This is a genomic window from Staphylococcus sp. Z5-21 (assembly GCF_056529615.1).
Genome location: NZ_CP096462.1, coordinates 1,802,523 through 1,827,086 on the forward strand (window position 1 = coordinate 1,802,523; position 24,564 = coordinate 1,827,086).

A 24,564-nucleotide genomic window follows, 5' to 3' on the forward strand; every position below is an offset into this window, starting at 1 on the left:
TTAAATCATGATATTTTGTATGTTGCCTAATGATACTTAATAAATATAAGGGTCATTATCTTTCTTCTGTTTCATTTCACGATCTGGATCCATGTCCTCAGTTCGATTGGCATTATGCGTATCATTAGCGTTATCGTTTGAAACAATACCTTTGTGATGATCAAAGCGCTTATCCTTTTTGACGAATAACATGATACCAACAATAAACCACAAAATGAGCGCAACAAAATTCCCGGAAAATATACTAGTGATTGCTGCAATTATAAAAACACAAGCAGCCAACACACGATTTCCTTTGATAATAAAAGTTCCCAATATACCAAGTATCGTAGAAATAATTAATAAAACGCCTTGAAACATAATAGATGTTTTAAATGTTTCCGTCGACATTTCTAGTCCTTGTTGCTGATTCATTTGATGAAATGCCTCTTTAAATTCTGGTACATTCATAAATGAAAAGACTAGAACCATTAATAATAGAAACAGTATACTAAGACCATTTGCAATCCACGCCATGATACGTTCAGGTTTCCTATTCATCGACTTCCTCCTTAGATTATACTTTCCTCTATCATATCAAAATTGCATTTAATTAAAAATCATCTCGTATAATGATCAAACTAATTAATCAATAGCCCCTATTCAAATTTTAATGTAGCCAAGAAATTTATTCTCTATGTATTTTTTAGGTTGACCTAATAATTATTTTGGAGTAATCTATAAAGTGTTAATAAATGAATATGGAGGTGGGGGTATTGAAAAATCATGTTCAAACCCATAATAAGAGTTTAGATGAAATTAATAATACGGTTTCCATCAATACTCATGGCAAATTTAGCCAAAAATTATTTTCATTTTTAGGGCCAGGTTTATTAGTCGCTGTTGGCTATATGGACCCAGGTAATTGGATTACTTCTATGCAAGGTGGCGCGCAGTTTGGATACATTTTGCTATTCGTGATTTTACTTTCTAGTCTGTCAGCAATGTTATTACAAAGTATGACAGTAAGGTTAGGAATAGCAACAGGTATGGACTTAGCTCAGGCTACTAAACACTATTTAAATAAACCCGTTGCATTTGTATTTTGGATCATTGCTGAGTTAGCAATTATCGCGACAGATATAGCAGAAGTTATAGGTAGTGCCATTGCCTTAGATTTATTATTTGGTATTCCGCTTCTTGTAGGCGCGTTAATCACAGTATTTGATGTTTTCTTATTACTATTTATTATGCGCTTTGGTTTTAGAAAAATCGAAGCCATTGTGGGAACACTTATATTCACAGTACTTGTTATTTTTGTTTTCGAGGTATTTATTGCATCACCTCACGTTACTGAAGTATTAAATGGTTTTGTTCCGAGTTCAACAATTATTACAGATAATGGTGCACTCTTTATTGCATTAGGTATTATCGGAGCGACAATTATGCCGCACAACTTATATTTACATTCATCAATCGTTCAATCACGTATGTATGATCGCAATAGCACACAATCAAAAGCACACGCAATCAAATATGCAACAATGGACTCAAATATACAATTATCAATTGCATTCATCGTGAATTGTTTATTACTATTATTAGGCGCAGCGCTTTTCTTTGGTGTAAATACAGAGCAATTAGGTGGATTCTATGATTTATATAATGCATTACAGAATCAACCATTATTAGGTGCGTCGTTAGGTGCAATTATGAGTACTTTATTTGCAATCGCACTGCTTGCGTCAGGTCAAAATTCTACAATAACTGGAACAATGGCAGGTCAAATCGTCATGGAAGGTTTTATAAATTTAAAAATACCAAATTGGTTACGAAGATTGATTACACGTTTAATTGCGATATTACCTATCATTATCTGTTTAATCGTCTTTAATAGTAATGAAGCAAAAATGGAACAATTATTAGTATTTTCACAAGTATTTTTAAGTTTAGCTTTACCATTTTCACTCATTCCACTTCAATTATCAACGAATGACAAACGTTTGATGGGACAATTTAAAAATAAATTATGGGTCAATATTATATCATGGTGTTTAATCATTATACTTAGCATTCTAAATATTTACCTAATTATTCAAACATTCCAAGAGTTATAATATATAGCATTATTGTATATAACTAAAATGAATATTTTATGTAAAAGATAAACATAAAAAAGATGAGCGAGGTACACTTTATGTCCTCGCTCATCTTTTTTATTAAGCATCGTCTCTTATTACGATTTATCTTGTTGATCTTTTTCAGTTTCATGAGACGTCATCTTTTTGCGTTCTTCAAAATTTTGTCTGCGTAGACTAACTGCGCTCGGCTGTTGTTTGCGTCTTTCTTTTTCGCGCTTCTTACGTTCTTTCTTCTCTTGCTTAACACGCATTTTTTCTTCAGCTTTTTCTTGTTTTAATCGCGCCGCTTCTTCGGCCTCAGCTTGTTGTCGACGTTGTTGTTCTTCATACTCAGCTTGTTGACGACGTTGCTCCGCTTCATGTTCTTCTTGTCTGCGTTGTGCTGCAGCTGCTTCATCTTCTTGGTTATGCTTAGATACGTATTCACCAGATTCATCATACACATCACTCACATTACCAAAATCATCTTCCACATTTTGCGCATCTGCTTGCGTCTCATTTTGTTTTTTCTGCTTATAGTTGTATTTTGCTTGTCTTGATAGAACTTGAGGTTCCTCTTCAGTCGCATCATTTTTACCATTTACTTTATTAGCAACTTCAGATGAATAGCCCCCTCTTCTTAACGAATCATCATTAGTAGGTTGTTCAACATCAGCAGTTTGTTGTTTCTCATAATATTGAGATTGTGGTTGTGGTTCTGGTTCTGACGGTTGATCATAATCAGAATAATGACCTCTATAACCTTCTGTATAATATGCAGGTACTGTTTCTACTTTGTCTTTTCGAGCAAACATCATGATTGCAACGATTAAAAATAGAATTGGTATGATAAGTGGTACAAATAATAATACGAGCGGTAATGTTATAACCGTAGCCAATAAAAATAAGAACCCTGATAAGATTCTAATATTCATAGATATCAGTGCTAAGAATGATAACAGTAAACATACGATAAAGTATACAATGACTGCCCATACACCATTTTGTAGCCAAATAACAAATTGTGTCGTATTCAAACTATTATTTGCTAGAATTTGTTGAACAAAGTCATTACCATTTAGCGTTGTTTCTAAATTTTGTATTGATGTTTCACTACTAAAAGATACTAGTGCAATAAACATCGTAATTACGGTTAGTAGTAATAAGAATACCCAACTTAACCAACCTAATACTTTTTCTGCTAGTCGACTCACTGGTCGTCTAACTTGAGTATATTGCTCTCCTGACATATTTTTACAACTCCTTATATTGCTTGTCAAACTATTATAGCGAATTAATGGCAAAATAACTACTAACTACGCCTTATTTCAAGGAGATTTTAAAATTTAAAAATCGCTCATTATATTCGCTTAATGTTTCTTTACCTAAATCTTTATAAACTTCCAGTCTTTTTTGGTCTTGCTGTGTAGGATAAAAACGTTTATCATTTTTAACTTCATCTGGTAATTTCTCTCTTGCTGCTTTATTAGGTGTCGCATAACCAACCCATTCAGTATTTTGCTTGCTAATTTCTTCGTCTAATAGAAAGTTCATAAATTTATAGGCGCCCGCTTTATTTTGTGCTGTCTTAGGCATCACCATATTATCGAACCAAAGATTAGATCCTTCTTTTGGTACAACATAGTTAAATTCATCACTACCTTGTACCATAGGTGCTGCTACGCCACTCCATACAACCGCAACATTTGCTTCATGTTGCTCTAACATCATCGTTATTTCATCACCTACAACACCTTTAACATTGGGTCCTAGGTGTGATAATGTTTTTTCAGCTTCTGCTAAATGTTGTGAATTTGTATCATTTAAACTGTAGCCTAATTTATTCAAGGCTAAACCTATGACTTCTCTAGCACCATCAACCAAGATTACATCATTGTTATACTTTTTATCATATAGTTGCTTCCAAGAATCGAAATGATCATTCGGATAAGCTTTTTTATTATAAAGAATTCCTACTGTGCCAAAGAAATAAGGAACAGAGTATCGATTACCTTGATCAAATGACATATTCATATAATCTGAATCTAAATTCTTCATATTTGGTATTTTCTCATGATTTAGCGGCAATAACAAATTCTCTTTTTTTAATTTTTGAACAGTATATTCACTTGGAAAAGCAACATCATAATTTGTGCCACCATTCCGTATTTTTGCTTCCATTGCTTCATTAGAATCAAATGTTTCATAAACTACTTCAATACCCGTTTCTTTTTGGAATTTTTTTATCAAACTAGGATCGATATACTCTCCCCAGTTATAGACATATATTTTTTCACCACTCGCAGAATGGTCTTTAGATGTGAACTTTTGACTTATAAGTAAACAAATCACGCCAACAACAATTGAAATTATAATTAATTGTAAAAATCGTTTCATTGTTGCACACCTCTTTTGCTATGTTTTTTGTGTTTTAGCGTGTTCTGAATTAAATAATAAGCTAATATACCCAGCATGATAACTAAGAATAATATAGTAGAAATCGCATTAATTTCCATACTTATTCCTTTTCTTGCCATGGCGTATACTTCTACAGATAGTACACTAAAACCATTACCAGTAACAAAGAAACTTACTGTGAAGTCATCAAGTGAATAGGTAAGCGCCATAAAAAAACCACCAATAACTGCGGGCATTAAATGAGGTAACATGACTTTGTTTAATACTTGCAATTCAGTCGCTCCAAGATCACGTGCTGCATTTAATGTATGATCATTCATTTCATATAATTTAGGCAATACAATAATCACAACAATTGGTATACAAAATGCAATGTGGGAAATGAGCACCGTTAAAAATCCTAAACCTAAACCAGTAAAATGGCCAATGGCTGTAAACATAATCAAAAACGAAGCACCAATCACTACATCAGAAGATACCATTAATACATTATTGAGCGTCAACAATGAAACTTTTAATTTTTTATTTCTCAAATGGTATAAACCAATTGCTCCCATTGTACCGATCACAGTAGCAAAAGCCGCCGCTAACAAGGCAACAGCAATCGTATTAAATATAACTGACATTAGACGATCATTACTAAACAAGGATTGATAATGTTCCAAAGTGAAATGCTCAAAATGAATCATATTCCCAGCAGAATTAAATGAATATACCATTAAAAATAAAATTGGAATATACAATATTGCAATTAATATACCAAGGTATAATTTACCGTACCATTTCATATGACTCACCCTTTTCCATTTGTAGATTTAGTATTCGTAATGATTAACACTAACGCCATAAAGAGAATCAAACATAATGCTATAGTAGAACCCATGCCGTAGTTTTGAATCACTAGAAATTGTTCCTCTATCGCAGTTCCTATGTTAATCACTTTATTTCCAGCAATTAACCTTGTTATCATAAATAACGATAATGCTGGAATAAATGTCACTTGAACCCCTGTTAACACACCTTGTTTTGTAAGTGGTAAGATGATTTTTCGGAAAGTCGTAAACGGACTAGCACCTAAATCACTAGAGGCTTGTAAAATGTTATTAGGGATGTCTTTCATACTATTGAAAATGGGTAAAATCATAAATGGTATATAAATATAACTCGCAACAAGTATAAATGCAGGTACAGTAAATAATAAATCCATTTTAGGTAAATGTAATAAATTTAACATTTGATTGATAACACCATCATGACTCAATAACCCTATAAATGCATAGGTCTTTAGAAGTAAATTAATCCAAGTTGGAATAATGAGTATCATTAACCATAAATTTTGATATTTTGAATTTCGTATAAAATAAGCAGCTGGATAACTAATGAACAATGTAATGATAGTAATGACAGCTGCAAAAATAACTGAATCCCAAATCATGCTAAAATATTTCCACGAAAACATTTGTTTATAATTTTCAAAACTGAAATGACCCTGAATATCAAATAGTGAAAAATAAACAAGTAATAACACAGGTACAATAATAAATAATATCATCCATAATACATATGGGATAAAGAGAAATCGATTCAGTTTACGCATTGTCTTGTTCCTCGTAACTTTCAATTCGTTTATCAAATTCTTCTTCTGTCTCACCAGGAACCATAATATGAATTGCTTCAGGATCGAAGTATAAACCTACTTTACTACCTACTTCTGCTTTTTTAGTTGAATGAATCATCCATTCATAGCCTTTTCTATCAATACAATTTATTTCATAATGCACGCCTCGAAATAACATAGAATCTACAGTAACTTCAAACAGTCCACTTTTTGCATCTATCAATGAAATATCTTCAGGACGAATCACAATTTCAACTTTCTTTTGCTCAGGTATACCCATATCTACACATTCAAAATCTTGCCCATAGATATTCACTAAGTAATCTTTAACCATCTTACCTTCTACGATATTTGATTCACCGATAAAATCAGCAACAAAACGATTGACTGGTTCATCATAAATATCAATTGGCGTACCAAATTGTTGGATTTTACCATCTTTCATCACAAATATATAATCACTAAGCGCTAATGCTTCTTCTTGATCATGTGTAACAAAAATAAATGTAATGCCTAATCGAGATTGTATTTCTCTAAGTTCATACTGCATTTCAGTTCTTAATTTTAAATCCAAAGCAGATAGAGATTCATCTAACAATAAAATTTCAGGCTCATTGACAATTGCTCTTGCTATTGCAATACGTTGTTTTTGTCCACCACTAATGCCCTCTATCGTTCTTGATTCATAACCTTCCAGTTTCACTAACTTCAATGCTTCATGTACTTTTCGTTTAATTTCTGATTTGGCTAATTTTTTTAATTTTAGCCCAAAAGCGATATTGTCATAGACATTTAAGTGAGGGAATAACGCATAATCTTGGAACACAGTATTAACTTTTCTTTTATTCGCTGATAAATGATTAATTGATTTACCTTGATAAATAATGTCACCATTATCAGCTTCTTCAAAACCTGCAATTAATTTTAATATCGTTGTCTTACCACAACCTGATGGCCCTAATAATGTATAAAAATATCCTGATTCAATATCTATATCTATTTTGTCTAATATCTGCATATCATCATACTGCTTACTTACAGATTTAAATGATAATAATGGTTCCATACGCGTGTCCTCCTATAGATATGAAGCTGTAACAACAATCATTACTTGTACTTCATCCGCTGTTTGATTTTCTAGTCTATGTATTTGGTTCGCTTTAAAATAAAGCGCGTCACCAGTTGTTGCATAATAATTTTGATTACCCAACATGAGTACTACTTCACCTTTTAAGCAATATATGAAGGTATCAGATTCAGATGGTCCAAAATTTTTATATGATGCATTCGCTCTTAAAGTTAATATCAATGGTTCCATATCAAATTCGTTTGATTGGCTGACTGGCCAGTTCAAAATATAACCTTTATCATATTCATCATATGTGATTTGTGTTGCTTTTTTATATAATACTTTTTCAGATTTAGGTTCTTTGAAAAAATCACTCGGACTTGTGCCAAGTACTTCTAATATATTCAAAAATGTTTCCATACTTGGTGATGCATATTGACTTTCAATTTGTGAAATATAACCTTTTGAAAGATCTGTTCTTTCTGCCAATTCTTCTTGCGTTAACTTTTTTATATTTCTTAAATTTTTAATTTTCTTTCCAATTTCCATATTGTCACCTTTTTGTAATTTTCAAAATTGAATCTAATGCTATTATGTAAAATTAAAAAATCGTTATATGCTGTTTATATTTATCAAACATTTTGTTTAATGCTTAATAAAAATATCAAAATATAACGATGAAGACAATACTTATTTACTTTTTGCTGAAAATAATTTTTGATCTGGTGATGATTGAACTGCTTTCACTGCATGATAACTGCTATAGCCACTACTATTTTCAAATTCTTTAAAAATTTGTTTTTCCTCGGCTTTACCTGGAACGATTTTTTTAAATTGTTTGTAGCGATCTAACAATTTTTCTCCTTCTACACTTGATTCATAATAGGATTCTACTGCATTAAAGAAAGAAACAACTTGCATCATTTCATCATTTGACCAATCTAAATCAATGGGATATTGGTACTCCATAGATTTTAACACCCTTTCATTCAAATTATGATAAACCTCAATTTATGTTTGCTATGCTTTATGTATAAATAAAATGTAACAGTAAAAGATTTTACTTTATAAACCTATAATCATACTATTCTATTATTTTATTAACTACTCGATATTGTTATCTATATCTATAAAAGCAAATGAGACTGAGACATTCATCGATGTCCCAGTCCCAATTAAATTTATATGAAATTACTTATAATTACATAGTGTGGATAGGTAATCCTAATGCTTTTTCAGCAGCTTCCATAGACATTTCACCTAATGTTGGGTGAGCATGAATAGTTAATGCTAAATCTTCAGCATTCATACCTGATTCAATTGCTAAACCTAATTCAGAAATAATATCAGAAGCCCCAGTACCTACTACTTGAGCACCTACTAATGTATTATCTTCTTTAAGTGTTAACAATTTAACAAATCCAGTTGTATCATCTAATGATAACGCACGACCATTAGCTGCATAAGGGAATTTAGAAGCAGTAACTGCTAAACCTTCTTCTTTAGCTTGAGCTTCTGTATAACCAACTGTCGCTAATTCTGGTTCAGTGAAACATACAGCAGGCATACCAATGTAGTCTACTTCTGATGCTTCTCCAGCAATAACTTCTGCAGCTACTTTAGCTTCATAACTTGCTTTATGTGCAAGTGGTAAACCTGGTACGATATCGCCAATTGCAAAGATGTTTTCAACTGATGTACGGCTTTGTTTATCTACTTCTAATAAACCGCGATCTGCGAATTTAAGACCTAATTCTTCTAAGCCTAATTCGTCAGTGTTTGGACGACGTCCAACAGTAACTAATACGTAATCAGCGTCGATTGTTTGTTCTTCACCTTTTACTTCATAAGTCACTTTAACACCATTGTCTGTTTCTTCAGCTGATTTCGCCATTGCTTCAGTAACAATTTCAACGCCTTTTTCTTTCATACCTTTTTTAACAGGTTGCGTCATTTGTTTTTCGAAACCGCCTAAGATATCTTTAGCACCTTCTAAAATAGTTACTTCAGAACCAAAGTTAGCAAATGCAGTACCTAATTCAGAACCAATATAACCGCCACCAACGACAACTAATTTACCAGGTACATCTTGTAAATTTAAAGCGCCAGTTGAATCAATTACACGGTCACCAAACTTGAAGTTAGGGATTTCAATTGGTCTAGAACCAGTTGCAATAATCGCGTGTTTGAAGTTGTAAGTTTGAGCACTTTTCTCGTCCATAACACGTAGGCTATTATTATCAACAAAGTAAGCTTCGCCTTTTACGATTTCAACTTTATTACCTTTTAATAGTCCTTCAACACCACCAGTTAATTTTTTAACAACTGATTGTTTGAATTCTTGAACTTTATCAAATTTAAGTGAAACACTTTCAGCAATAACACCTAAATTTTCAGAGTTTTTAGTTTCATCATAACGATGCGAAGCGTGTAATAACGCTTTTGAAGGAATACATCCTACATTAAGACATACGCCACCAAGTTCGCCTTTTTCTACGATTGTTACTTTTTGACCTAACTGTGCTGCACGTATTGCTGCAACATAGCCCCCAGGTCCTGCTCCGATTACAATAGTATCTGTTTCAATTGGGAAATCTCCAACTACCATGTTTTACCCCTCCATTAATAATAATTCTGGATTATTTAATAAACGTTTAATATGATTCATAGCGTTTTGACCAGTTGCACCATCAATTTGTCTATGGTCAAAGCTTAGTGATAATGATAATACTGGTGCCGCAACAATTTCTCCATCTTTTACGATAGGTTTTTGCGCAATACGACCAATACCTAAGATAGCAACTTCTGGGTGATTGATAACTGGTGTGAACCATTGTCCACCTGCTGAACCGATGTTACTAATTGTACAAGTAGCACCTTTCATTTCATCAGCTGATAATTTACCATCACGTGCTTTGACAGCAAGTTCATTAATTTCGTCTGAAATTGCAAACATAGATTTGCGATCAGCATTTTTAACTACTGGTACGAGTAAACCTCTGTCAGTGTCAGCTGCAATACCGATATTCCAGTAATGTTTATGCACGATTTCACCAGCTTCTTCATTAAATGAAGTATTAAGTGCTGGGTATTTTTTAAGTGCAGACACAAGTGCTTTGACAACGTAAGGTAAGAAAGTTAATTTAGTACCTTGTTCAGCTGCAACTTCTTTGAATTTTTTACGGTGATCCCATAATTCTTGCACATCAATTTCATCCATCAATGTTACGTGAGGTGCAGTATGTTTTGAGTTAACCATTGCTTTAGCAATTGCTTTACGCATTGCAGGTATTTTTTCAGTAGTTTCTGGGTATTCCCCTTCTGTAGAAACTGCTGCTGATTGTGCAGAACTTGTAGTTTCTTCGCTAGTTGCTGCTGCACTTTCATTTGAAGCTGTTGCTTGTCCACCATTTAAGTAAGCATCAACGTCTTCTTTACGTCCGTTTTTACCTGAACCTGAAACAGCTTTAATGTTAACGCCATTTTCACGTGCGTATTTACGAACTGACGGCATTGCTTTAACACGTTTACTTTCATCTACTTCTTCATCATTTGAAGATTGAGCAGGTGCTGATGCTTCTTCTTTAGTGCTTTCTTCAACAGGAGCTTCTGTTGACTCGCTTGAAGCCTCGTCACTTTCGCTACCTTTAAATTGCATGTCTTCTGCATCAGGTGCATCAATTTTAACAATTGTATCACCAACAACTGCTACAGTACCTTCATCTACTAGTACTTCTTCGATAGTACCTGAAACAGGTGATGGAATTTCAACAACTGATTTGTCGTTTTGAACTTCAGCTAATACATCATCTTCTTCAATTGTATCTCCAGCTTTAACAAACCACTTTACAATTTCACCTTCGTGGATACCTTCACCAATGTCGGGTAATTTAAATTCAAATGCCACGTTATTATCCTCCTAAAAATTCATATTAAGTCAAAAATTAGAAATTGAGAATGCGCTAAACAACTCAAATCTCATGCTTATATATAAACCTGAATGAAGTAGGTATATCGACTTATCGTATACGCTACTTCTTATCAGTGATTATTAAAATTCTAATGTTGCTTTTGCTTTTTCAACAATATCGTTTTTGTTTGGTAACCAAACATTTTCAGCTTGCGTAAACGGATAAACCGTGTCTGCTGCTGCAACACGAGCGATTGGAGCATCTAATGAAAGAATTGCACGTTCTGCTAATTCAGAAGCAACTGCTGCACCAACACCAGCTTGACGTTGCGCTTCTTGAACTACTACAGCACGTCCAGTTTTTTCAACTGAAGCAACAAGTGTTTCAATGTCGATTGGTTGTACAGTACGTAAGTCAATGACTTCTACTGAATAACCTTCTTTTTCTAATTCTTCTGCTGCTTTTAATGATTCTTGTACCATCGCACCATAAGCAATTAGTGTAATATCATTACCTTCTTGTTTAACGTTCGCTTTACCAATTTCGATTGTATACTCTTCTTCAGGTACTTCGTCACGGAATGAACGATATAATTTCATATGCTCTAAGTAAACAACTGGGTCGTTACTTCTGATTGCAGAAATTAATAAACCTTTAGCATCGTAAGGATTAGAAGGAATTACAACACTTAGACCAGGTGATTGCGCTAAGATACCTTCTAAGTTATCAGCGTGTAATTCAGGTGTATGTACACCGCCACCAAATGGAGCACGAATTGTTACTGGTGCTTGTTTAGAGTTACCAGAACGGAAACGCGTACGCGCTAATTGTCCTGCTACAGAGTCGAATACTTCAAATACGAATCCTAAGAATTGTATTTCCATAACTGGACGGTATCCTTGAGTAGTTAAACCTAAAGCTAAACCACCAATACCAGATTCCGCTAAAGGTGTATCGAATACACGATCTTCACCGAATTCTTTTTGTAAACCTTCAGTTACACGGAAAACACCACCGTTAACACCGACGTCTTCACCGAAAAGTAAAACATTTTCATCGTTTTGTAATTCGGTTTTAAGCGCGTTGTTAATCGCTTGTACCATTGTCATTTGTGCCATCGGTTACTTCGACTCCTTCTCTTTATAAATTTCATATTGCTCTGCTAAATTTTGAGGCATTTCTTCGTACATATTTTCCATCAAGTCAATAACAGTTTGTTTTTCTGTATTATCTGCTTCTTTGATAGCAGCTTTAATATCATTTTTCGCACGTTCGATTACTTCGTTTTCTTTTTCTTCAGTCCATAGACCTTTAGCTTCAAGGAATTTTCTATAACGAACTAATGGATCCTTTTTCTCCCATTCAGAATCTTCATCTGAAGTTCTGTATTTAGTTGGATCGTCACCAGCCATAGTATGAGGACCATAACGGTAAGTAATTGTTTCAATTAATGTTGGACCATCACCATTAACAGCACGGTCACGCGCTTCTTTTGTCGCTTGGTATACAGCTAATGCATCCATACCATCAACTTGTAAACCTGGGATACCACAGGCAATTGCTTTTTGAGCTAAAGTAGTTGCCGCTGTTTGTTTACTACGAGGTGTAGAGATAGCATAGTTGTTATTTTGGATTACAAAAATTGCAGGTGCTTTATAAGCAGAAGCAAAGTTAATACCTTCGTAGAAATCACCTTGTGAAGAACCACCATCACCAGTATAAGTAATTGCTACAGCTTGCTTACCACGTTTTTTAATACCTAATGCTACACCAGCAGTTTGTACATACTGTGCACCAATAATAATTTGTGGGCTTAACGCATTAACGCCTTCAGGCATTCTGTTACCTTTAAAGTGACCTCTTGAGAATAAGAAAGCTTCAGTTAAAGGTAATCCTTGCCAGATTAATTGTGGTACATCACGGTAACCTGGTAAAATAAAATCTTCTTGTTCTAAAGCGTATTGAGAAGCTAATTGTGAAGCTTCTTGTCCTGCTGTTGGAGCGTAGAAACCTAATCTACCTTGTCTATTTAATGAAATAGAACGTTGATCAAGGATACGTGTCCAAACCATTCTCTCCATTAATTCAACTAACTGCTCGTCTGACAAATCTGGTAATAAATCTTCGTTAACGACGTTACCATCTTCATCCAAAATTTGAATCATTTCAAATTGAGATTGAGTATCATTCAATACTTTCTCTGCATCGAATTGGGCTTTTAATTTCGGAGCCATTCAATTCACCAAACCTTTCCCGTATAATAGAAATTCATTTTATTCTTAAACATTGTACCACAAAACTGTTTCGCTGTTAAACAATTTGAAAAAGTTCTGTAGTAGTTAAAACAGGTACAGTTCCGCAACTGTACTAATGAAATTATTACAACTGTATTACCAGTCATTGTATGTCTATCGTTGAGCATTTCCATTTGAATGTAAGCGCAACCAATACTTATACTATATCTTCCATATTATAATTTCAAATGACTCGCTTTTTTGAATTAAGCTAGGCTATCTACATCTTCTTTTTCTTTATTCACTTTATTCATTGTATCTGAATACTTTTTGAAGGCTTTATTCATATCTTTATATGATTTTGATACTGCCTCAGATTTTTTATCAATTTGAGATTGTTCTACTTGATCGCCAGCAGTATATTCAAACATATCTTTTTCTTTATTCATGATATTCTTATAGGCTTTTGCATATTCATCATGTGCCTTATATTTTTCTTTAAGTGCATCATTTAGTTGTTTAACTTCTTTTTTCTTCGCTTTGTCGCTAATATTATCTAAATGTTTTTCCGCTTTTTTGAATTTTTCTTCAGAATTATTTATGGCTTTTTCTTCTTTTCCGAATTCTTTTTCTCTTTGTTCTACATTATCTACAACTTTTTTAGAAGTTTCTTGTACTTCTTGTTGGTCTTTACCGTTGATTTTTTTCACTAATTTTTGTTTGTCTTGTTCTAAACTATTTAATTTCTTCCCTACAGATGATACAGGCTTTTCTTCATCAAAAGCTTTTTGAACTTGTTCGTTGTAATCTTTGATTTCACCTTTATCTGTTGTACAACCTGCAACTAATACTGTAGAAGCAATGACTGCACCGATGCCATATTTTAATTTCATTTTGAAAAATCCTCCTTTATGTGCTTGTAATGTTATATAATATTTTATAACAAATCAAATCTAACTACTGTATTTTATCTATGAAACTTTGGTATATTTTATATTAAGGAAGGTGTATGAACAAATGTTAACTATGAAAGATATTATCCGTGATGGACATCCTACTCTTCGTGAAAAAGCAAAAGATGTTACTTTACCGCTTTCTGAAGAAGATCGTAATACGTTATTGGCTATGCGTGAATTTTTAATTAATAGTCAAGATGATGAAATTGCTACTAAATATGGTTTGCGCTCAGGCGTGGGTCTTGCCGCGCCACAAATTAATATTTCAAAAAAAATGATTGCCGTTTATCTCCCTGATGACGGAAATGGCAAGTCATATGATTTGATGTTAGTTAATCCAAAAATCATGAGCCACAGTATTCAAGAAGCGTATCTTCCTACAGGTGAAGGTTGCCTAAGCGTAGATGAAAACATTCCAGGATTAGTTCATCGTAAAAATAGAATTACTGTTAAAGCTACAGATATCGATGGAAAAGAAGTTAAATTGCGCTTGAAAGGTTACCCTGCTGTTGTGGTTCAACATGAAATTGACCATATCAACGGCATCATGTTCTATGATCATATAGATCCAAATAATCCACTTCAGCCACATAATGATGCTGTAGAAGTTTAATCTATTTGATTAAAACATATTATAAACAAGAGTTTGGTTCATAAATAACCATGCTCAAACTAAAAGAGCTAATCCGCAGTCGGATTAGCTCTTTTTATTTTTAAACTTTTTAACTTTGGCAATGTATACTTAACATCGTATTTAACTTGGTTATCAAACATTTTACAAATAAATTATCAACAATATCATATTCTTTCATTGTTATATCTATGAATTACATGAAATCATCTCTTCGCTCATGAAATGGAATATCTAGCTCTTTAAACTCAGCCTTTAATTCAGTTAATTGCTGAATATCAATAAACTCTGGATCGTGGTTATGTTTAACATAATTTTGATCCTCATTCACTGTATCAATAATTTCATTATAATTAAAAAACATGATAACTTGCTCAGCACGTACTTCAAAAGTGATATCCTTAAATATTTTATCCGTACGCACTTTTTCTTTTTTTACATCTTCTACTATTCTCTTTACATTGTTCAAATGGTCCACCTCAAATATTTACTTATGTATCATACTTAATATATTGTACTTAACTTTCCCTTTAAGATACTTCTTTATCTTAATTAATTTTTATATACTACTCAAGTTTTTATGTTGTTTTTTCAAAATTTTCTGTATTTAATTTCAGTAATTTTTAATATGTAATTTAAATAAGAAGTAACTTGTACTATTAAATAGTTTTCTCTTGTGATAAAACTGCTTTATTTATTCCACTACATCATGTAAAATGAGAAATAACTGAAAACATACAAATTAAAGTATTTGTGTTTTTCTATTCGAACGAACTGAAGATCACCCTAAAAACTTACCAGACAATACTAGTATGTTCTAATTATAGATGGTAGTAATAACACTTTTTATGAAAAACAGAGCTCGTTTTATAAAAGTAGTCTCATCTTTTTCATATATACAAAGTGCTAGGGTATTACAATAAAAATAATTATAAAATCAACACATGATTTTTAGGAGGAAATATATAAAATGGCAGTATTTAAAGTATTTTATCAACATAATAAAGAAGAAGTAATCGTACGTGAACACACACAAACTATTTATGTTGAAGCACAAACTGAAGAACAAGTTAGAAGATATTTGAAGGATCGTAATTTTAATATTGAATTTATTACTAAATTAGAGGGCGCACATTTAGAATATGAAAAACAATCTGATCACTTCAACGTGGAGCAAGCTGAATAATGAAACAAATCCACAAAAATGAAGTTGCGGTATACGCACTTGGTGGTTTAGGTGAAATCGGTAAAAATACCTACGCTGTTGAGTATCAGGATGAAATCGTTATTATTGATGCAGGTATTAAATTTCCTGACGATAATTTATTAGGTATCGATTATGTTATTCCTGATATCACATACCTAGAACAAAACCAAGATAAAATTGTAGGTCTGTTTATTACTCACGGACATGAAGACCATATAGGTGGTGTGCCCTACCTATTAAAGCAAATTAATGTACCTATATATGGCGGTCCATTAGCTTTAGGTTTGATTAGAAACAAATTAGAAGAACATCATTTATTAAGAACTACAGAATTAATTGAAATTGATGAAAGTAGCGTTATTAAATCGAAGCATTTTGAAGTATCTTTCTATCTAACAACACACAGTATTCCAGAAGCCTATGGTGTTATCGTAAATACACCAGAAGGTAATATTGTGCATACTGGAGATTTCAAATTTGACTTCACACCAGTTGGAGAACCAGCAAACATTGCAAAAATGGCAAAGCTTGGTGAAGAAGGCGTACTTTGTTTACTTTCAGATTCAACAAATTCACTCGTTCCAGATTTCACTTTAAGTGAACGTGAAGTTGGACAAAATGTTGAAAAAATCTTCCGCAATTGCAGTGGACGTATTATTTTCGCGACATTTGCTTCAAACATTTACAGAGTTCAACAAGCTGTTGAAGCTGCAATTAAACATAATCGTAAAATCGTTACATTCGGTCGTTCAATGGAAAACAATATTAAAATTGGTATGGAATTAGGTTACATCAAAGCACCACCAGAAACATTTGTGGAACCTAACAAAATAAACACTGTTCCAAAACATGAATTATTAATTTTATGTACTGGTTCACAAGGTGAGCCAATGGCAGCTTTATCAAGAATTGCCAATGGTACACATAAACAAATCAAAATTATTCCAGAAGATACAGTCGTATTTAGCTCTTCACCTATTCCAGGAAATACAAAGAGTATTAATCGTACGATTAATTCCCTTTACCGTGCAGGTGCCGAGGTTATTCATAATAAAGTATCTAACATTCATACTTCTGGTCATGGTTCTAAAGGCGATCAACAATTAATGCTTCGCCTACTACGTCCTAAATTTTTCTTACCAATTCATGGTGAGTATCGTATGCTAAAAGCACACGGTCAATCAGGTATCGAATGTGGTGTTGATCCTGACAATGTCTTTATCTTTGATATTGGTGATGTTTTAGCATTAACACATGATTCAGCTAGAAAAGCCGGCAGAATTCCTTCTGGCAATGTTTTAGTTGATGGTAGTGGTATTGGTGATATTGGTAACGTCGTTATTCGTGATAGAAAGCTTTTATCTGAAGAAGGTTTAGTCATAGTAGTAGTAAGCATTGACTTTAAAACGAATAAACTTCTTTCAGGACCAGATATTATTTCACGAGGTTTCGTATATATGCGTGAATCTGGTCAATTGATTTATGATGCACAACGTAGAATCAAAACGGATGTAATTGGTAAGTTGAATCAGAATCAAGATATTCAATGGCACCAAATCAAATCTTCAATTATCGAAACATTACAACCCTATTTATTCGAAAAAACTGCACGTAAACCAATGATATTACCAGTTATCATGAAAGTGAATGAAGATAATAATCAAACATCCACTAAAAAACCAAGTAACAAAAATACGAAACCGAAGAAAAACAACACAAAATCACCATCAAAAAATCAACAAAATGTAGAAAAATCAAGTAATAAAAATGGCTCAAATAAAGCCAATCAATCCGTTGAAAAACCAAATCAATCGAATCAAAACCAAAATTCAGAATCTTAAAAAAGTACGGGAATGGACTTAAATCTTCATTGTCACAGTAAGCGGCCTAATCCTCATTAAGGATTAGGCTGCTTTATATTTACTCATTTTATTATTCAACACAACTGTAAAAACAAGCATTAATACAACTTATAATATACGAACAGCATTTATGCTATGATATATTAGCTGTGATGTGACATTAATTTAAAGAGAAGTATTTGATTTACAAAGATAAGTTATATACTTATCGTATTAATTATTTGGGCCATTTTAACATCTATTGTCATACCATATGTAATTTATCAGTTGTTATTTCTTCTCTACTACCTTTAATAATCATAATTATATAAAATTGAGTATATGAATCACTTTATGTATATAGGAGGATTATCATGTCGAAAACTTTGAGTCTGAATTTAGTCATCTTAATTATGCTCATCATTCTGATACTAGCGATGATTACTAATTTATTTGGTGCATTTTCTATATATTTAATAATAGTTCTTCCAATACTGATGTTAACCATTGGGTTATATGTTTTAATTACTAATGTAAAAAAGTACAATAGTAACAATAACTTTAACAACAAATTGTGATTAACAAAATAAGATAGTATCTCGCTAATTTACCACCTTTCATAAATGCAAAAAAACGTCAATTTCTATACTATCTCAATAGAAATTGACGTTTATTTTTAATCAAAATTATTAATATTACTGCCTCATTTTTAAATAAGTTATCTTACTACTTTTTTCTCAAAACGATTTAAATCATTATCGTGTCCAATCATGATTAAAATATCTCCTATTTCAATACTAATATTAGGATCTGGAGATACTAAAATGTCTCTACCTCTTTTAATCGCTATGATACTTATTCCAAATTGCGCACGAATATCTAATTGAATTATAGTTTGACCAGCCATTTTTTCACTCGCTTTAATTTCTACTATAGAATGCTCATCTGCAAGTTCTAAATAATCAAGAACACTGGCACTCGCTACATTATGTGCGATTCTTCTCCCCATATCTCTTTCTGGGTGTACTACCGTGTCAGCACCAATTTTATTTAAAATTTTAGCGTGATAATCATTTTGAGCCTTGGCTGTAACTTTTTTCACACCTAATTCTTTTAAGATTAATGTTGTTAAGGTACTCGATTGAATATTTTCACCAATTGCAACGATCACATGATCAAAATTTCTCATGCCCAGACTCTTCATAACTGCCTCGTCTGTAGTGTCAGCAACTACAGCATGTGTTGCAATATCACTATATTCATTCACACGTGCTTCATTCATATCAATTGCCATTACATCCATATCAAGCGCATTTAATTCTCTTACAATACTACCGCCAAATCGGCCTAAACCAATTACAACATACTCTTTATCCATGTGTGTCCTCCAATTTAAAAATCGTGGCATGACCATTCTAAACAACACCACATAAGTATTATTTAGAACAATCATAACCACATTTGAAAATCTTCTATTTTTTGCCTTCCACATATTTTTTGTCGAAAACAAATAATCTTAATATTAATATTAACGATGGAATCAGTAAAAGTAAACCTAAAATAAAGGCAATGATTAACGCAATTGCCATACTACTATTTACTACGTGTTCATTTATACGAATGAACGGATAAAGTAAATATGGTAATTTACTTGCACCATATCCGAAAAATGCAAATCCCATTTGTAAAATGACTAATATAAATGCGTAACCATGTCCTTTTTTCATTAATGTTAAGACCATTGCACCAATAAAACAAATAAAGCTTAACAAGAATATCCACCAATAATTAGATACTGCATTGATGAAGTGTGCTTCATTTTGTAAACGCAATGATAAAAATACAAATAATGAAATTGCTATCATTGGTGGGCCCCAAATTAAGAACCAATATCTTAATAAGTTATACGCTGGTTTATCTTTTGCTTTCGAAGCATAATAAGTTAAGAACCCTGAAGATATATACAGAACTGAGATAATCGCTAAGAATACGACTGACCAAGAGTATGGACTTAATAATAACTCTGTCCAATTTAAATCCAAATTATTTTCTGTTCCAGTGATATATCCACCTTCTGAAATCGTTAATGTCGTAGCAAGTGATGCTGGTATTAATAAACCAGCGATACCATACATTGCTAACCAAACTAATTTACTATCTGGGCCATAATTTTCAAAGGCATAAAATGCACCTCTAATAGACAGTAATATTAAAGCGATAGAGGCTGGCAATAGTAACACTGTTCCAAAATACATTGCAGTGTCAGGGAAAAAACCTACCATACCAACAAAGAAGAATACAAAGAAAACATTTGTCACTTCCCAAACTGGGTTTAAATAACGTGCTATTAAATGATTTATTTTCTTATCTTGCTTTGTAATTTTGGCATGTAATGTAAAGAAACCTGCACCAAAATCTATGGATGCAATAATGATGTAACAGAATAAGAAAATCCAAAGTACGGAAATGCCAATATATGCGAATATCATTATGCATCACCTCTTTCTGAAGCTAGTGCTTCAACTTCTTTATAAGCTGGTTTCTCTTTAAACATACGAATTAATACATAAGCAGAGGTAACCATTAACACAAGGTATAACAAGCCGAATAGAATTGTAACTAGGGTTAATCCTCCTGCTTGTGTCGCAGCATCTGCTACTTTAAGATAACCACGAACAATCCATGGCTGACGACCTTGCTCTGTTAAGAACCAACCAAACTCGATTGCTAGCATAGCCGCTGGACCAGTCAATAGTGCACCATATAACATAGGTTTTGAATGTGTAAATTTCCGCAGTTTTTTAAATATAAGTGTAAGTACATATGCACCGGAAACGACTAAACAAAATACCCCCATCGAAACCATGAGATCAAAGTAATAATGTACAATCATTGGTGGTTGTAAATCTTTTGGAAATTCATCCAGACCTTTAACTTCTGTATTAGTATTATTATCAGCTAAAAAGCTAAGGAGACCAGGAATTTTAATTGCGCCATTTACTTCTTGCGTTTTTTCATCTAAGGAACCAAATAAAACTAAATCTGCATGTGATTCCGTATCAAAGTGCCATTCATAAGCTGCTAATTTCTCTGGTTGCTCTTGATGTAAGAACTTAGCAGATAAGTCACCTGCTAACATAGATCCTAATGTAAAAACAACACCTAAGATCATAGTTAGTTTTAGTGCTTTTTTATGGTATTCTATATCTTTTTTAAATTTATTTTTGAGTAATTTGAAAGCAGCGATAGCCGCTAATACAAACGCCATTGTCATAAGTGCAGTTGCAACCACATGGAATGATCTAATTAAAAACGAATCATTAAACATTGCTGCTAATGGTTCTACATTAACCATTTTGCCATTTTTCATTTCAAATCCAGCAGGTGTATTCATAAATGAGTTAACGGCAGTAATAAAGAACGCCGAGAATGATCCACCAAGGATAACTGGTATACTAATTAAAAAATGCGTCCATTTTCCTTTAAAACGATCCCATGTATATAGATATATACTCAAGAATATCGCTTCAAAGAAGAAAGCAAATGTTTCCATAAATAATGGTAATGCTATAACATGTCCACCCATTTGCATAAATGTTGGCCATAGTAATGACAACTGTAGACCTATAATTGTACCTGTCACGACACCTACAGCTACTGTTATCGTATAACCTTTGGACCATCTTTTGGCTAATGTTGTGTATAGTGGATTATTTTTCTTAATACCAATAAATTCGGCAATAGCGAACATGACTGGCATCCCCACACCAATTGTTGCAAAAATTATATGCACTGCGAGTGTCATCGCAGTTAAAAACCGTGCTAATTCAACTGAATCCATAATATCACCTTTTTTATTTATTTGTGACAAAAATCACAACGTCTTTCCATTATAAACCGGTGTACATATTTTTTAAATTTATTTCTCTCAAAATAAAGTGACAAATTAATGTCTAATTTCATACAATTTAAAAGACTTGAAATATATTTTAAAGTCTCTTATATTATAGTAAATTGAATAAAGAAAGGATAAACCGATTATGAACGAGATTATCATATACACACAAAATGATTGTCCACCTTGTACTTTCATCAAAAACTACTTAGCTGACAATGATGTCGCATATCGTGAAAAAAATATCAGTAATACACAATATAGAAATGAAATGATTGATTATGATGCATTTGCAACACCTTTTATTTTATTAAATGGTGAACCAATGCACCAAATTGACATGGATAAAATAAATAGCACATTAAATATTAAATAAGCGATGCATTCTCAAAGTTAACAATTTAATTATGTTGTAAAGTTAATTAAGTGCTAATTATAAAGTAACGTATTTTGTAACTTTTTACAAAATTAAAAATTAATCATTCGTGTTTCTTTAGCCATTTCTAAATAAAATTTATTAATATTAAACACTCTATGCAAACCCTCCAGCCTTTAAATTCACTTTCCAAACGTAAAAAACGCCAATTTCTATTTAATTACAATAGAAATCGGCGTTTTTAGTTAATCTCAGATGTTTATATCCAAGACATATCTTTATTTTTTAATAAGTACTCATTTTATTTAGCGTATTGATTTACTAAATCTTGAACTTCTTCAGAAGTAGCACAATCAATTGCTCTTTGAGCTAATTCTTCCATTTCATTTTGACTTAAACCTTTGATTTGACGACGTGCTTTAAGTACTGAGGTAGCACTCATTGAGAACTCATCTAATCCTAAGCCTAATAACAATGGAATTGCAATTTCATCGCCAGCCATTTCTCCACACATACCAGTCCATTTACCTTCTTTATGAGAAGCTTCTATTACTTGTTTTACTAAACGTAATATTGAAGGATTATATGGTTGATACAAGTAAGAAACACGTTCTGACATTCTATCAGCAGCCATTGTATATTGAATTAAATCATTCGTTCCTATACTGAAGAAATCAACTTCTTTAGCAAATACATCTGCTAAAGCAGCAGTAGAAGGAATTTCTACCATAATACCAAGTTCGATATCATCAGAAACTTCAATGCCTTCATTTGTTAAGTTATCTTTTTCTTCAAGTAACAATGCTTTAGCATCACGGAACTCTTGGATTGTAGCTACCATAGGGAACATGATATTCAATTTACCAAAAGCAGATGCACGTAATAATGCACGCAACTGCGGTCTGAAAATATCAGGTTGATCTAAGCATAAACGGATAGCGCGGTAACCTAAGAAAGGATTCATTTCTTCAGGTAAATTCAGATAAGGTAGTTCTTTATCTCCACCAATATCTAAAGTACGTACAACAACGCGTTTATCTTCCATCGTTTCTAATACTTTTTTATAAGCTTCGAACTGCTCATCTTCAGTTGGCATTTCGTCTCTACCCATATATAAAAATTCAGTACGGTATAATCCAATGCCCTCTGCACCATTTTCAATTACACCTTTTAAATCATTCGGTGTACCGATATTGGCAGCAAGTTCAGCGTGTCTACCATCAATTGTAGTTGTCTCTTCATCGCGTAATTTTTGTAATTCTTGCTTGTCTTCAAAGAAACGTTCACGCTTGTTTTGATAAGCAATGACTTCATCTTCAGTAGGATCAATGATGACTTCACCTGTTAAACCGTCAACAATAATCATGTCACCTTGTTTAACTTCTTGAGTAATAGATTTAGTACCTACAACTGCAGCAATTTCTAATGAGCGACTCATAATTGCTGAATGTGAAGTTCTACCACCTATATTAGTTACAAATCCTTGTACAAATTCTTTATTTAATTGAGCAGTATCTGAAGGTGTTAAATCGTTACCGATTATAACAACGCTTTCATCAATCATACTAGGATTTGGTAATTCTACACCTAAAATATGTGCTAACACACGTTTTGAAACATCGCGGATATCGGCAGCACGTTCTTTCATATATTCATTATCCATTGATTCAAAAATAGTAATGAATTGTCCAGTTACATCAGATAATGCAGTTGGTGCGTTAACTTGTTCATTCTTAATTTTTTCTTCGATTGGTTGAATTAATTCAGGATCATCTAAAACAAGTAAATGCGCATCAAAAATTGCTGCTTTATCAGCACCTAAATTTTGTTCAGCATTATTTCTAATTTTAGTTAATTCAACTTTGGATGTTTGAATAGCATTATTGAACTTTGCAATCTCAGCATCTACATCTGACACTTTTTCGCTATCAAATGATAAATCTGGTTCAACTAATAAGTATGCTTTAGCTATAGCTACACCGTCAGATGCAGCTATACCATTTATATAATTAGACATAATTATTTAGTTAATCCTTCTTTAGATAAAATGTCAGTGATTGCTTCAATTGCATCTTTTTCATCGCTACCATCAGCGTAGATTGTAATTTCAGCATCTTTACCTACACCTAAACTCATAACACCCATGATTGATTTCAAGTTAACTTTTTTACCGTTATATTCTAATTGAATATCAGAATCAAATTTTGAGGCAGTTTGAACAAGCATTGTCGCTGGACGAGCGTGAATACCTGTTTCGTCGATAATTACATATGATTTTTGTTCCATAAAATGATTTCTCCTTCGTATAG

The 24,564-nt window shown here is 32.7% G+C and carries 25 protein-coding genes; 6 read left to right on the plus strand and 19 right to left on the minus strand.

Annotated features, from left to right (window positions below; all coding sequences use genetic code 11):
- Positions 1–36: 36 nt before the first annotated feature.
- A complete protein-coding gene (locus M1D64_RS09000) occupies positions 37–540 on the minus strand; it encodes a DUF4064 domain-containing protein (protein WP_480977470.1) in 504 nt (167 codons plus the stop codon).
- Between the two features lie 200 nt (positions 541–740).
- Here M1D64_RS09000 and M1D64_RS09005 point away from each other — a divergent pair, with 200 nt between their 5' ends.
- Positions 741–2,096 carry an Nramp family divalent metal transporter gene (locus M1D64_RS09005; protein WP_075339806.1) on the plus strand — a complete coding sequence of 452 codons (1,356 nt, stop codon included), beginning with the start codon at positions 741–743 and terminating at the stop codon, positions 2,094–2,096.
- A gap of 119 nt (positions 2,097–2,215) precedes the next feature.
- Here the strand turns inward: M1D64_RS09005 and auxB are convergent, their stop codons facing one another.
- From auxB to M1D64_RS09065, 12 genes are all read right to left on the minus strand, one after another.
- Positions 2,216–3,349, minus strand: a complete 1,134-nt coding sequence (auxB, locus tag M1D64_RS09010) for a lipoteichoic acid stability factor AuxB (RefSeq protein ID WP_174543973.1) — start codon at positions 3,347–3,349, stop codon at positions 2,216–2,218.
- A gap of 73 nt (positions 3,350–3,422) precedes the next feature.
- Complete coding sequence (locus M1D64_RS09015; RefSeq protein WP_069825775.1) at positions 3,423–4,496, minus strand: ABC transporter substrate-binding protein; 1,074 nt, start codon at positions 4,494–4,496, stop codon at positions 3,423–3,425.
- The gene (locus M1D64_RS09020) at positions 4,493–5,305 is read right to left on the minus strand and encodes an ABC transporter permease (RefSeq protein ID WP_011303411.1); all 813 of its coding nucleotides are present in this window, start codon (positions 5,303–5,305) and stop codon (positions 4,493–4,495) included. The genes M1D64_RS09015 and M1D64_RS09020 overlap by 4 nt, the downstream gene beginning before the upstream one ends.
- A gap of 5 nt (positions 5,306–5,310) precedes the next feature.
- The gene (locus tag M1D64_RS09025) at positions 5,311–6,114 is read right to left on the minus strand and encodes an ABC transporter permease (RefSeq protein ID WP_011303412.1); all 804 of its coding nucleotides are present in this window, start codon (positions 6,112–6,114) and stop codon (positions 5,311–5,313) included.
- Complete coding sequence (locus M1D64_RS09030) at positions 6,107–7,201, minus strand: ABC transporter ATP-binding protein (protein WP_011303413.1); 1,095 nt, start codon at positions 7,199–7,201, stop codon at positions 6,107–6,109. Before M1D64_RS09030 ends, M1D64_RS09025 begins: the two co-directional genes overlap by 8 nt.
- A 12-nt stretch (positions 7,202–7,213) precedes the next feature.
- Complete coding sequence (locus M1D64_RS09035) at positions 7,214–7,753, minus strand: helix-turn-helix domain-containing protein (protein WP_011303414.1); 540 nt, start codon at positions 7,751–7,753, stop codon at positions 7,214–7,216.
- Positions 7,754–7,894: 141 nt separating this feature from the next.
- Positions 7,895–8,173, minus strand: a complete 279-nt coding sequence (locus tag M1D64_RS09040; RefSeq protein WP_002483673.1) for a UPF0223 family protein — start codon at positions 8,171–8,173, stop codon at positions 7,895–7,897.
- Positions 8,174–8,405: 232 nt separating this feature from the next.
- Complete coding sequence (gene lpdA / locus M1D64_RS09045) at positions 8,406–9,812, minus strand: dihydrolipoyl dehydrogenase (protein WP_002483674.1); 1,407 nt, start codon at positions 9,810–9,812, stop codon at positions 8,406–8,408.
- 3 nt (positions 9,813–9,815) lie between these two features.
- Positions 9,816–11,111 (minus strand): dihydrolipoamide acetyltransferase family protein, encoded by a 1,296-nt coding sequence (locus M1D64_RS09050; protein WP_480977471.1) that lies wholly within the window; start codon positions 11,109–11,111, stop codon positions 9,816–9,818.
- Between the two features lie 144 nt (positions 11,112–11,255).
- Positions 11,256–12,233 carry an alpha-ketoacid dehydrogenase subunit beta gene (locus M1D64_RS09055; protein ID WP_002483676.1) on the minus strand — a complete coding sequence of 326 codons (978 nt, stop codon included), beginning with the start codon at positions 12,231–12,233 and terminating at the stop codon, positions 11,256–11,258.
- A gap of 3 nt (positions 12,234–12,236) precedes the next feature.
- A complete protein-coding gene (pdhA, locus tag M1D64_RS09060; RefSeq protein ID WP_069825773.1) occupies positions 12,237–13,349 on the minus strand; it encodes a pyruvate dehydrogenase (acetyl-transferring) E1 component subunit alpha in 1,113 nt (370 codons plus the stop codon).
- A 266-nt stretch (positions 13,350–13,615) separates the two neighbouring features.
- Positions 13,616–14,242 carry a YkyA family protein gene (locus M1D64_RS09065; RefSeq protein ID WP_002483678.1) on the minus strand — a complete coding sequence of 209 codons (627 nt, stop codon included), beginning with the start codon at positions 14,240–14,242 and terminating at the stop codon, positions 13,616–13,618.
- A 124-nt stretch (positions 14,243–14,366) separates the two neighbouring features.
- Here M1D64_RS09065 and def point away from each other — a divergent pair, with 124 nt between their 5' ends.
- Entirely contained in the window at positions 14,367–14,918 is a 552-nt protein-coding gene (def, locus tag M1D64_RS09070) for a peptide deformylase (RefSeq protein ID WP_011303417.1), read from the plus strand.
- Positions 14,919–15,132: 214 nt separating this feature from the next.
- Here the strand turns inward: def and M1D64_RS09075 are convergent, their stop codons facing one another.
- A complete protein-coding gene (locus tag M1D64_RS09075) occupies positions 15,133–15,405 on the minus strand; it encodes a hypothetical protein (RefSeq protein ID WP_011303418.1) in 273 nt (90 codons plus the stop codon).
- Positions 15,406–15,906: 501 nt separating this feature from the next.
- Here M1D64_RS09075 and M1D64_RS09080 point away from each other — a divergent pair.
- From M1D64_RS09080 to M1D64_RS09090, 3 genes are all read left to right on the plus strand, one after another.
- On the plus strand, positions 15,907–16,122 hold the full coding sequence (locus tag M1D64_RS09080) for a DNA-dependent RNA polymerase subunit epsilon (protein ID WP_002483681.1): 216 nt from the start codon (positions 15,907–15,909) through the stop codon (positions 16,120–16,122).
- A complete protein-coding gene (gene rnjA / locus M1D64_RS09085) occupies positions 16,122–17,984 on the plus strand; it encodes a ribonuclease J1 (protein ID WP_041079060.1) in 1,863 nt (620 codons plus the stop codon). The genes M1D64_RS09080 and rnjA overlap by 1 nt, the downstream gene beginning before the upstream one ends.
- A 374-nt stretch (positions 17,985–18,358) precedes the next feature.
- A complete protein-coding gene (locus M1D64_RS09090; protein WP_037538836.1) occupies positions 18,359–18,562 on the plus strand; it encodes a hypothetical protein in 204 nt (67 codons plus the stop codon).
- A gap of 140 nt (positions 18,563–18,702) precedes the next feature.
- Here M1D64_RS09090 and M1D64_RS09095 read toward each other — a convergent pair whose 3' ends face one another.
- The 3 genes from M1D64_RS09095 to M1D64_RS09105 all read right to left on the minus strand — a co-directional run bounded on the left by M1D64_RS09095 (position 18,703) and on the right by M1D64_RS09105 (position 21,825).
- Positions 18,703–19,362 carry a potassium channel family protein gene (locus M1D64_RS09095; RefSeq protein ID WP_002483683.1) on the minus strand — a complete coding sequence of 220 codons (660 nt, stop codon included), beginning with the start codon at positions 19,360–19,362 and terminating at the stop codon, positions 18,703–18,705.
- 94 nt (positions 19,363–19,456) lie between these two features.
- Positions 19,457–20,473: a cytochrome d ubiquinol oxidase subunit II gene (locus M1D64_RS09100; RefSeq protein WP_002483684.1), complete on the minus strand. Its 1,017-nt coding sequence runs from the start codon at positions 20,471–20,473 to the stop codon at positions 19,457–19,459.
- Positions 20,473–21,825, minus strand: a complete 1,353-nt coding sequence (locus M1D64_RS09105; protein WP_041079058.1) for a cytochrome ubiquinol oxidase subunit I — start codon at positions 21,823–21,825, stop codon at positions 20,473–20,475. The genes M1D64_RS09100 and M1D64_RS09105 overlap by 1 nt, the downstream gene beginning before the upstream one ends.
- Before the next feature lie 199 nt (positions 21,826–22,024).
- Between M1D64_RS09105 and M1D64_RS09110 the strand changes: the two genes are divergently transcribed.
- The gene (locus M1D64_RS09110) at positions 22,025–22,255 is read left to right on the plus strand and encodes a glutaredoxin family protein (protein ID WP_002483686.1); all 231 of its coding nucleotides are present in this window, start codon (positions 22,025–22,027) and stop codon (positions 22,253–22,255) included.
- Positions 22,256–22,556: 301 nt separating this feature from the next.
- Here the strand turns inward: M1D64_RS09110 and ptsP are convergent, their stop codons facing one another.
- Together ptsP and M1D64_RS09120 are read right to left on the minus strand one after the other, a co-directional pair.
- Positions 22,557–24,272 (minus strand): phosphoenolpyruvate--protein phosphotransferase, encoded by a 1,716-nt coding sequence (gene ptsP, locus M1D64_RS09115; protein WP_041079056.1) that lies wholly within the window; start codon positions 24,270–24,272, stop codon positions 22,557–22,559.
- 2 nt (positions 24,273–24,274) lie between these two features.
- The gene (locus M1D64_RS09120) at positions 24,275–24,541 is read right to left on the minus strand and encodes a phosphocarrier protein HPr (RefSeq protein ID WP_002483688.1); all 267 of its coding nucleotides are present in this window, start codon (positions 24,539–24,541) and stop codon (positions 24,275–24,277) included.
- Positions 24,542–24,564 lie beyond the last annotated feature (23 nt).

Bases quoted from the DNA above. Each gene is read 5' to 3' on its own strand.
- M1D64_RS09000 (WP_480977470.1), bottom strand. From the start codon at position 540: ATGAATAGGAAACCTGAACGTATCATGGCGTGGATTGCAAATGGTCTT.
- M1D64_RS09005 (WP_075339806.1), top strand. From the start codon at position 741: ATGGAGGTGGGGGTATTGAAAAATCATGTTCAAACCCATAATAAGAGT.
- auxB (WP_174543973.1), bottom strand. From the start codon at position 3,349: ATGTCAGGAGAGCAATATACTCAAGTTAGACGACCAGTGAGTCGACTA.
- M1D64_RS09015 (WP_069825775.1), bottom strand. From the start codon at position 4,496: ATGAAACGATTTTTACAATTAATTATAATTTCAATTGTTGTTGGCGTG.
- M1D64_RS09020 (WP_011303411.1), bottom strand. From the start codon at position 5,305: ATGAAATGGTACGGTAAATTATACCTTGGTATATTAATTGCAATATTG.
- M1D64_RS09025 (WP_011303412.1), bottom strand. From the start codon at position 6,114: ATGCGTAAACTGAATCGATTTCTCTTTATCCCATATGTATTATGGATG.
- M1D64_RS09030 (WP_011303413.1), bottom strand. From the start codon at position 7,201: ATGGAACCATTATTATCATTTAAATCTGTAAGTAAGCAGTATGATGAT.
- M1D64_RS09035 (WP_011303414.1), bottom strand. From the start codon at position 7,753: ATGGAAATTGGAAAGAAAATTAAAAATTTAAGAAATATAAAAAAGTTA.
- M1D64_RS09040 (WP_002483673.1), bottom strand. From the start codon at position 8,173: ATGGAGTACCAATATCCCATTGATTTAGATTGGTCAAATGATGAAATG.
- lpdA (WP_002483674.1), bottom strand. From the start codon at position 9,812: ATGGTAGTTGGAGATTTCCCAATTGAAACAGATACTATTGTAATCGGA.
- M1D64_RS09055 (WP_002483676.1), bottom strand. From the start codon at position 12,233: ATGGCACAAATGACAATGGTACAAGCGATTAACAACGCGCTTAAAACC.
- pdhA (WP_069825773.1), bottom strand. From the start codon at position 13,349: ATGGCTCCGAAATTAAAAGCCCAATTCGATGCAGAGAAAGTATTGAAT.
- M1D64_RS09065 (WP_002483678.1), bottom strand. From the start codon at position 14,242: ATGAAATTAAAATATGGCATCGGTGCAGTCATTGCTTCTACAGTATTA.
- def (WP_011303417.1), top strand. From the start codon at position 14,367: ATGTTAACTATGAAAGATATTATCCGTGATGGACATCCTACTCTTCGT.
- M1D64_RS09080 (WP_002483681.1), top strand. From the start codon at position 15,907: ATGGCAGTATTTAAAGTATTTTATCAACATAATAAAGAAGAAGTAATC.
- rnjA (WP_041079060.1), top strand. From the start codon at position 16,122: ATGAAACAAATCCACAAAAATGAAGTTGCGGTATACGCACTTGGTGGT.
- M1D64_RS09090 (WP_037538836.1), top strand. From the start codon at position 18,359: ATGTCGAAAACTTTGAGTCTGAATTTAGTCATCTTAATTATGCTCATC.
- M1D64_RS09095 (WP_002483683.1), bottom strand. From the start codon at position 19,362: ATGGATAAAGAGTATGTTGTAATTGGTTTAGGCCGATTTGGCGGTAGT.
- M1D64_RS09100 (WP_002483684.1), bottom strand. From the start codon at position 20,473: ATGATATTCGCATATATTGGCATTTCCGTACTTTGGATTTTCTTATTC.
- M1D64_RS09105 (WP_041079058.1), bottom strand. From the start codon at position 21,825: ATGGATTCAGTTGAATTAGCACGGTTTTTAACTGCGATGACACTCGCA.
- M1D64_RS09110 (WP_002483686.1), top strand. From the start codon at position 22,025: ATGAACGAGATTATCATATACACACAAAATGATTGTCCACCTTGTACT.
- ptsP (WP_041079056.1), bottom strand. From the start codon at position 24,272: ATGTCTAATTATATAAATGGTATAGCTGCATCTGACGGTGTAGCTATA.
- M1D64_RS09120 (WP_002483688.1), bottom strand. From the start codon at position 24,541: ATGGAACAAAAATCATATGTAATTATCGACGAAACAGGTATTCACGCT.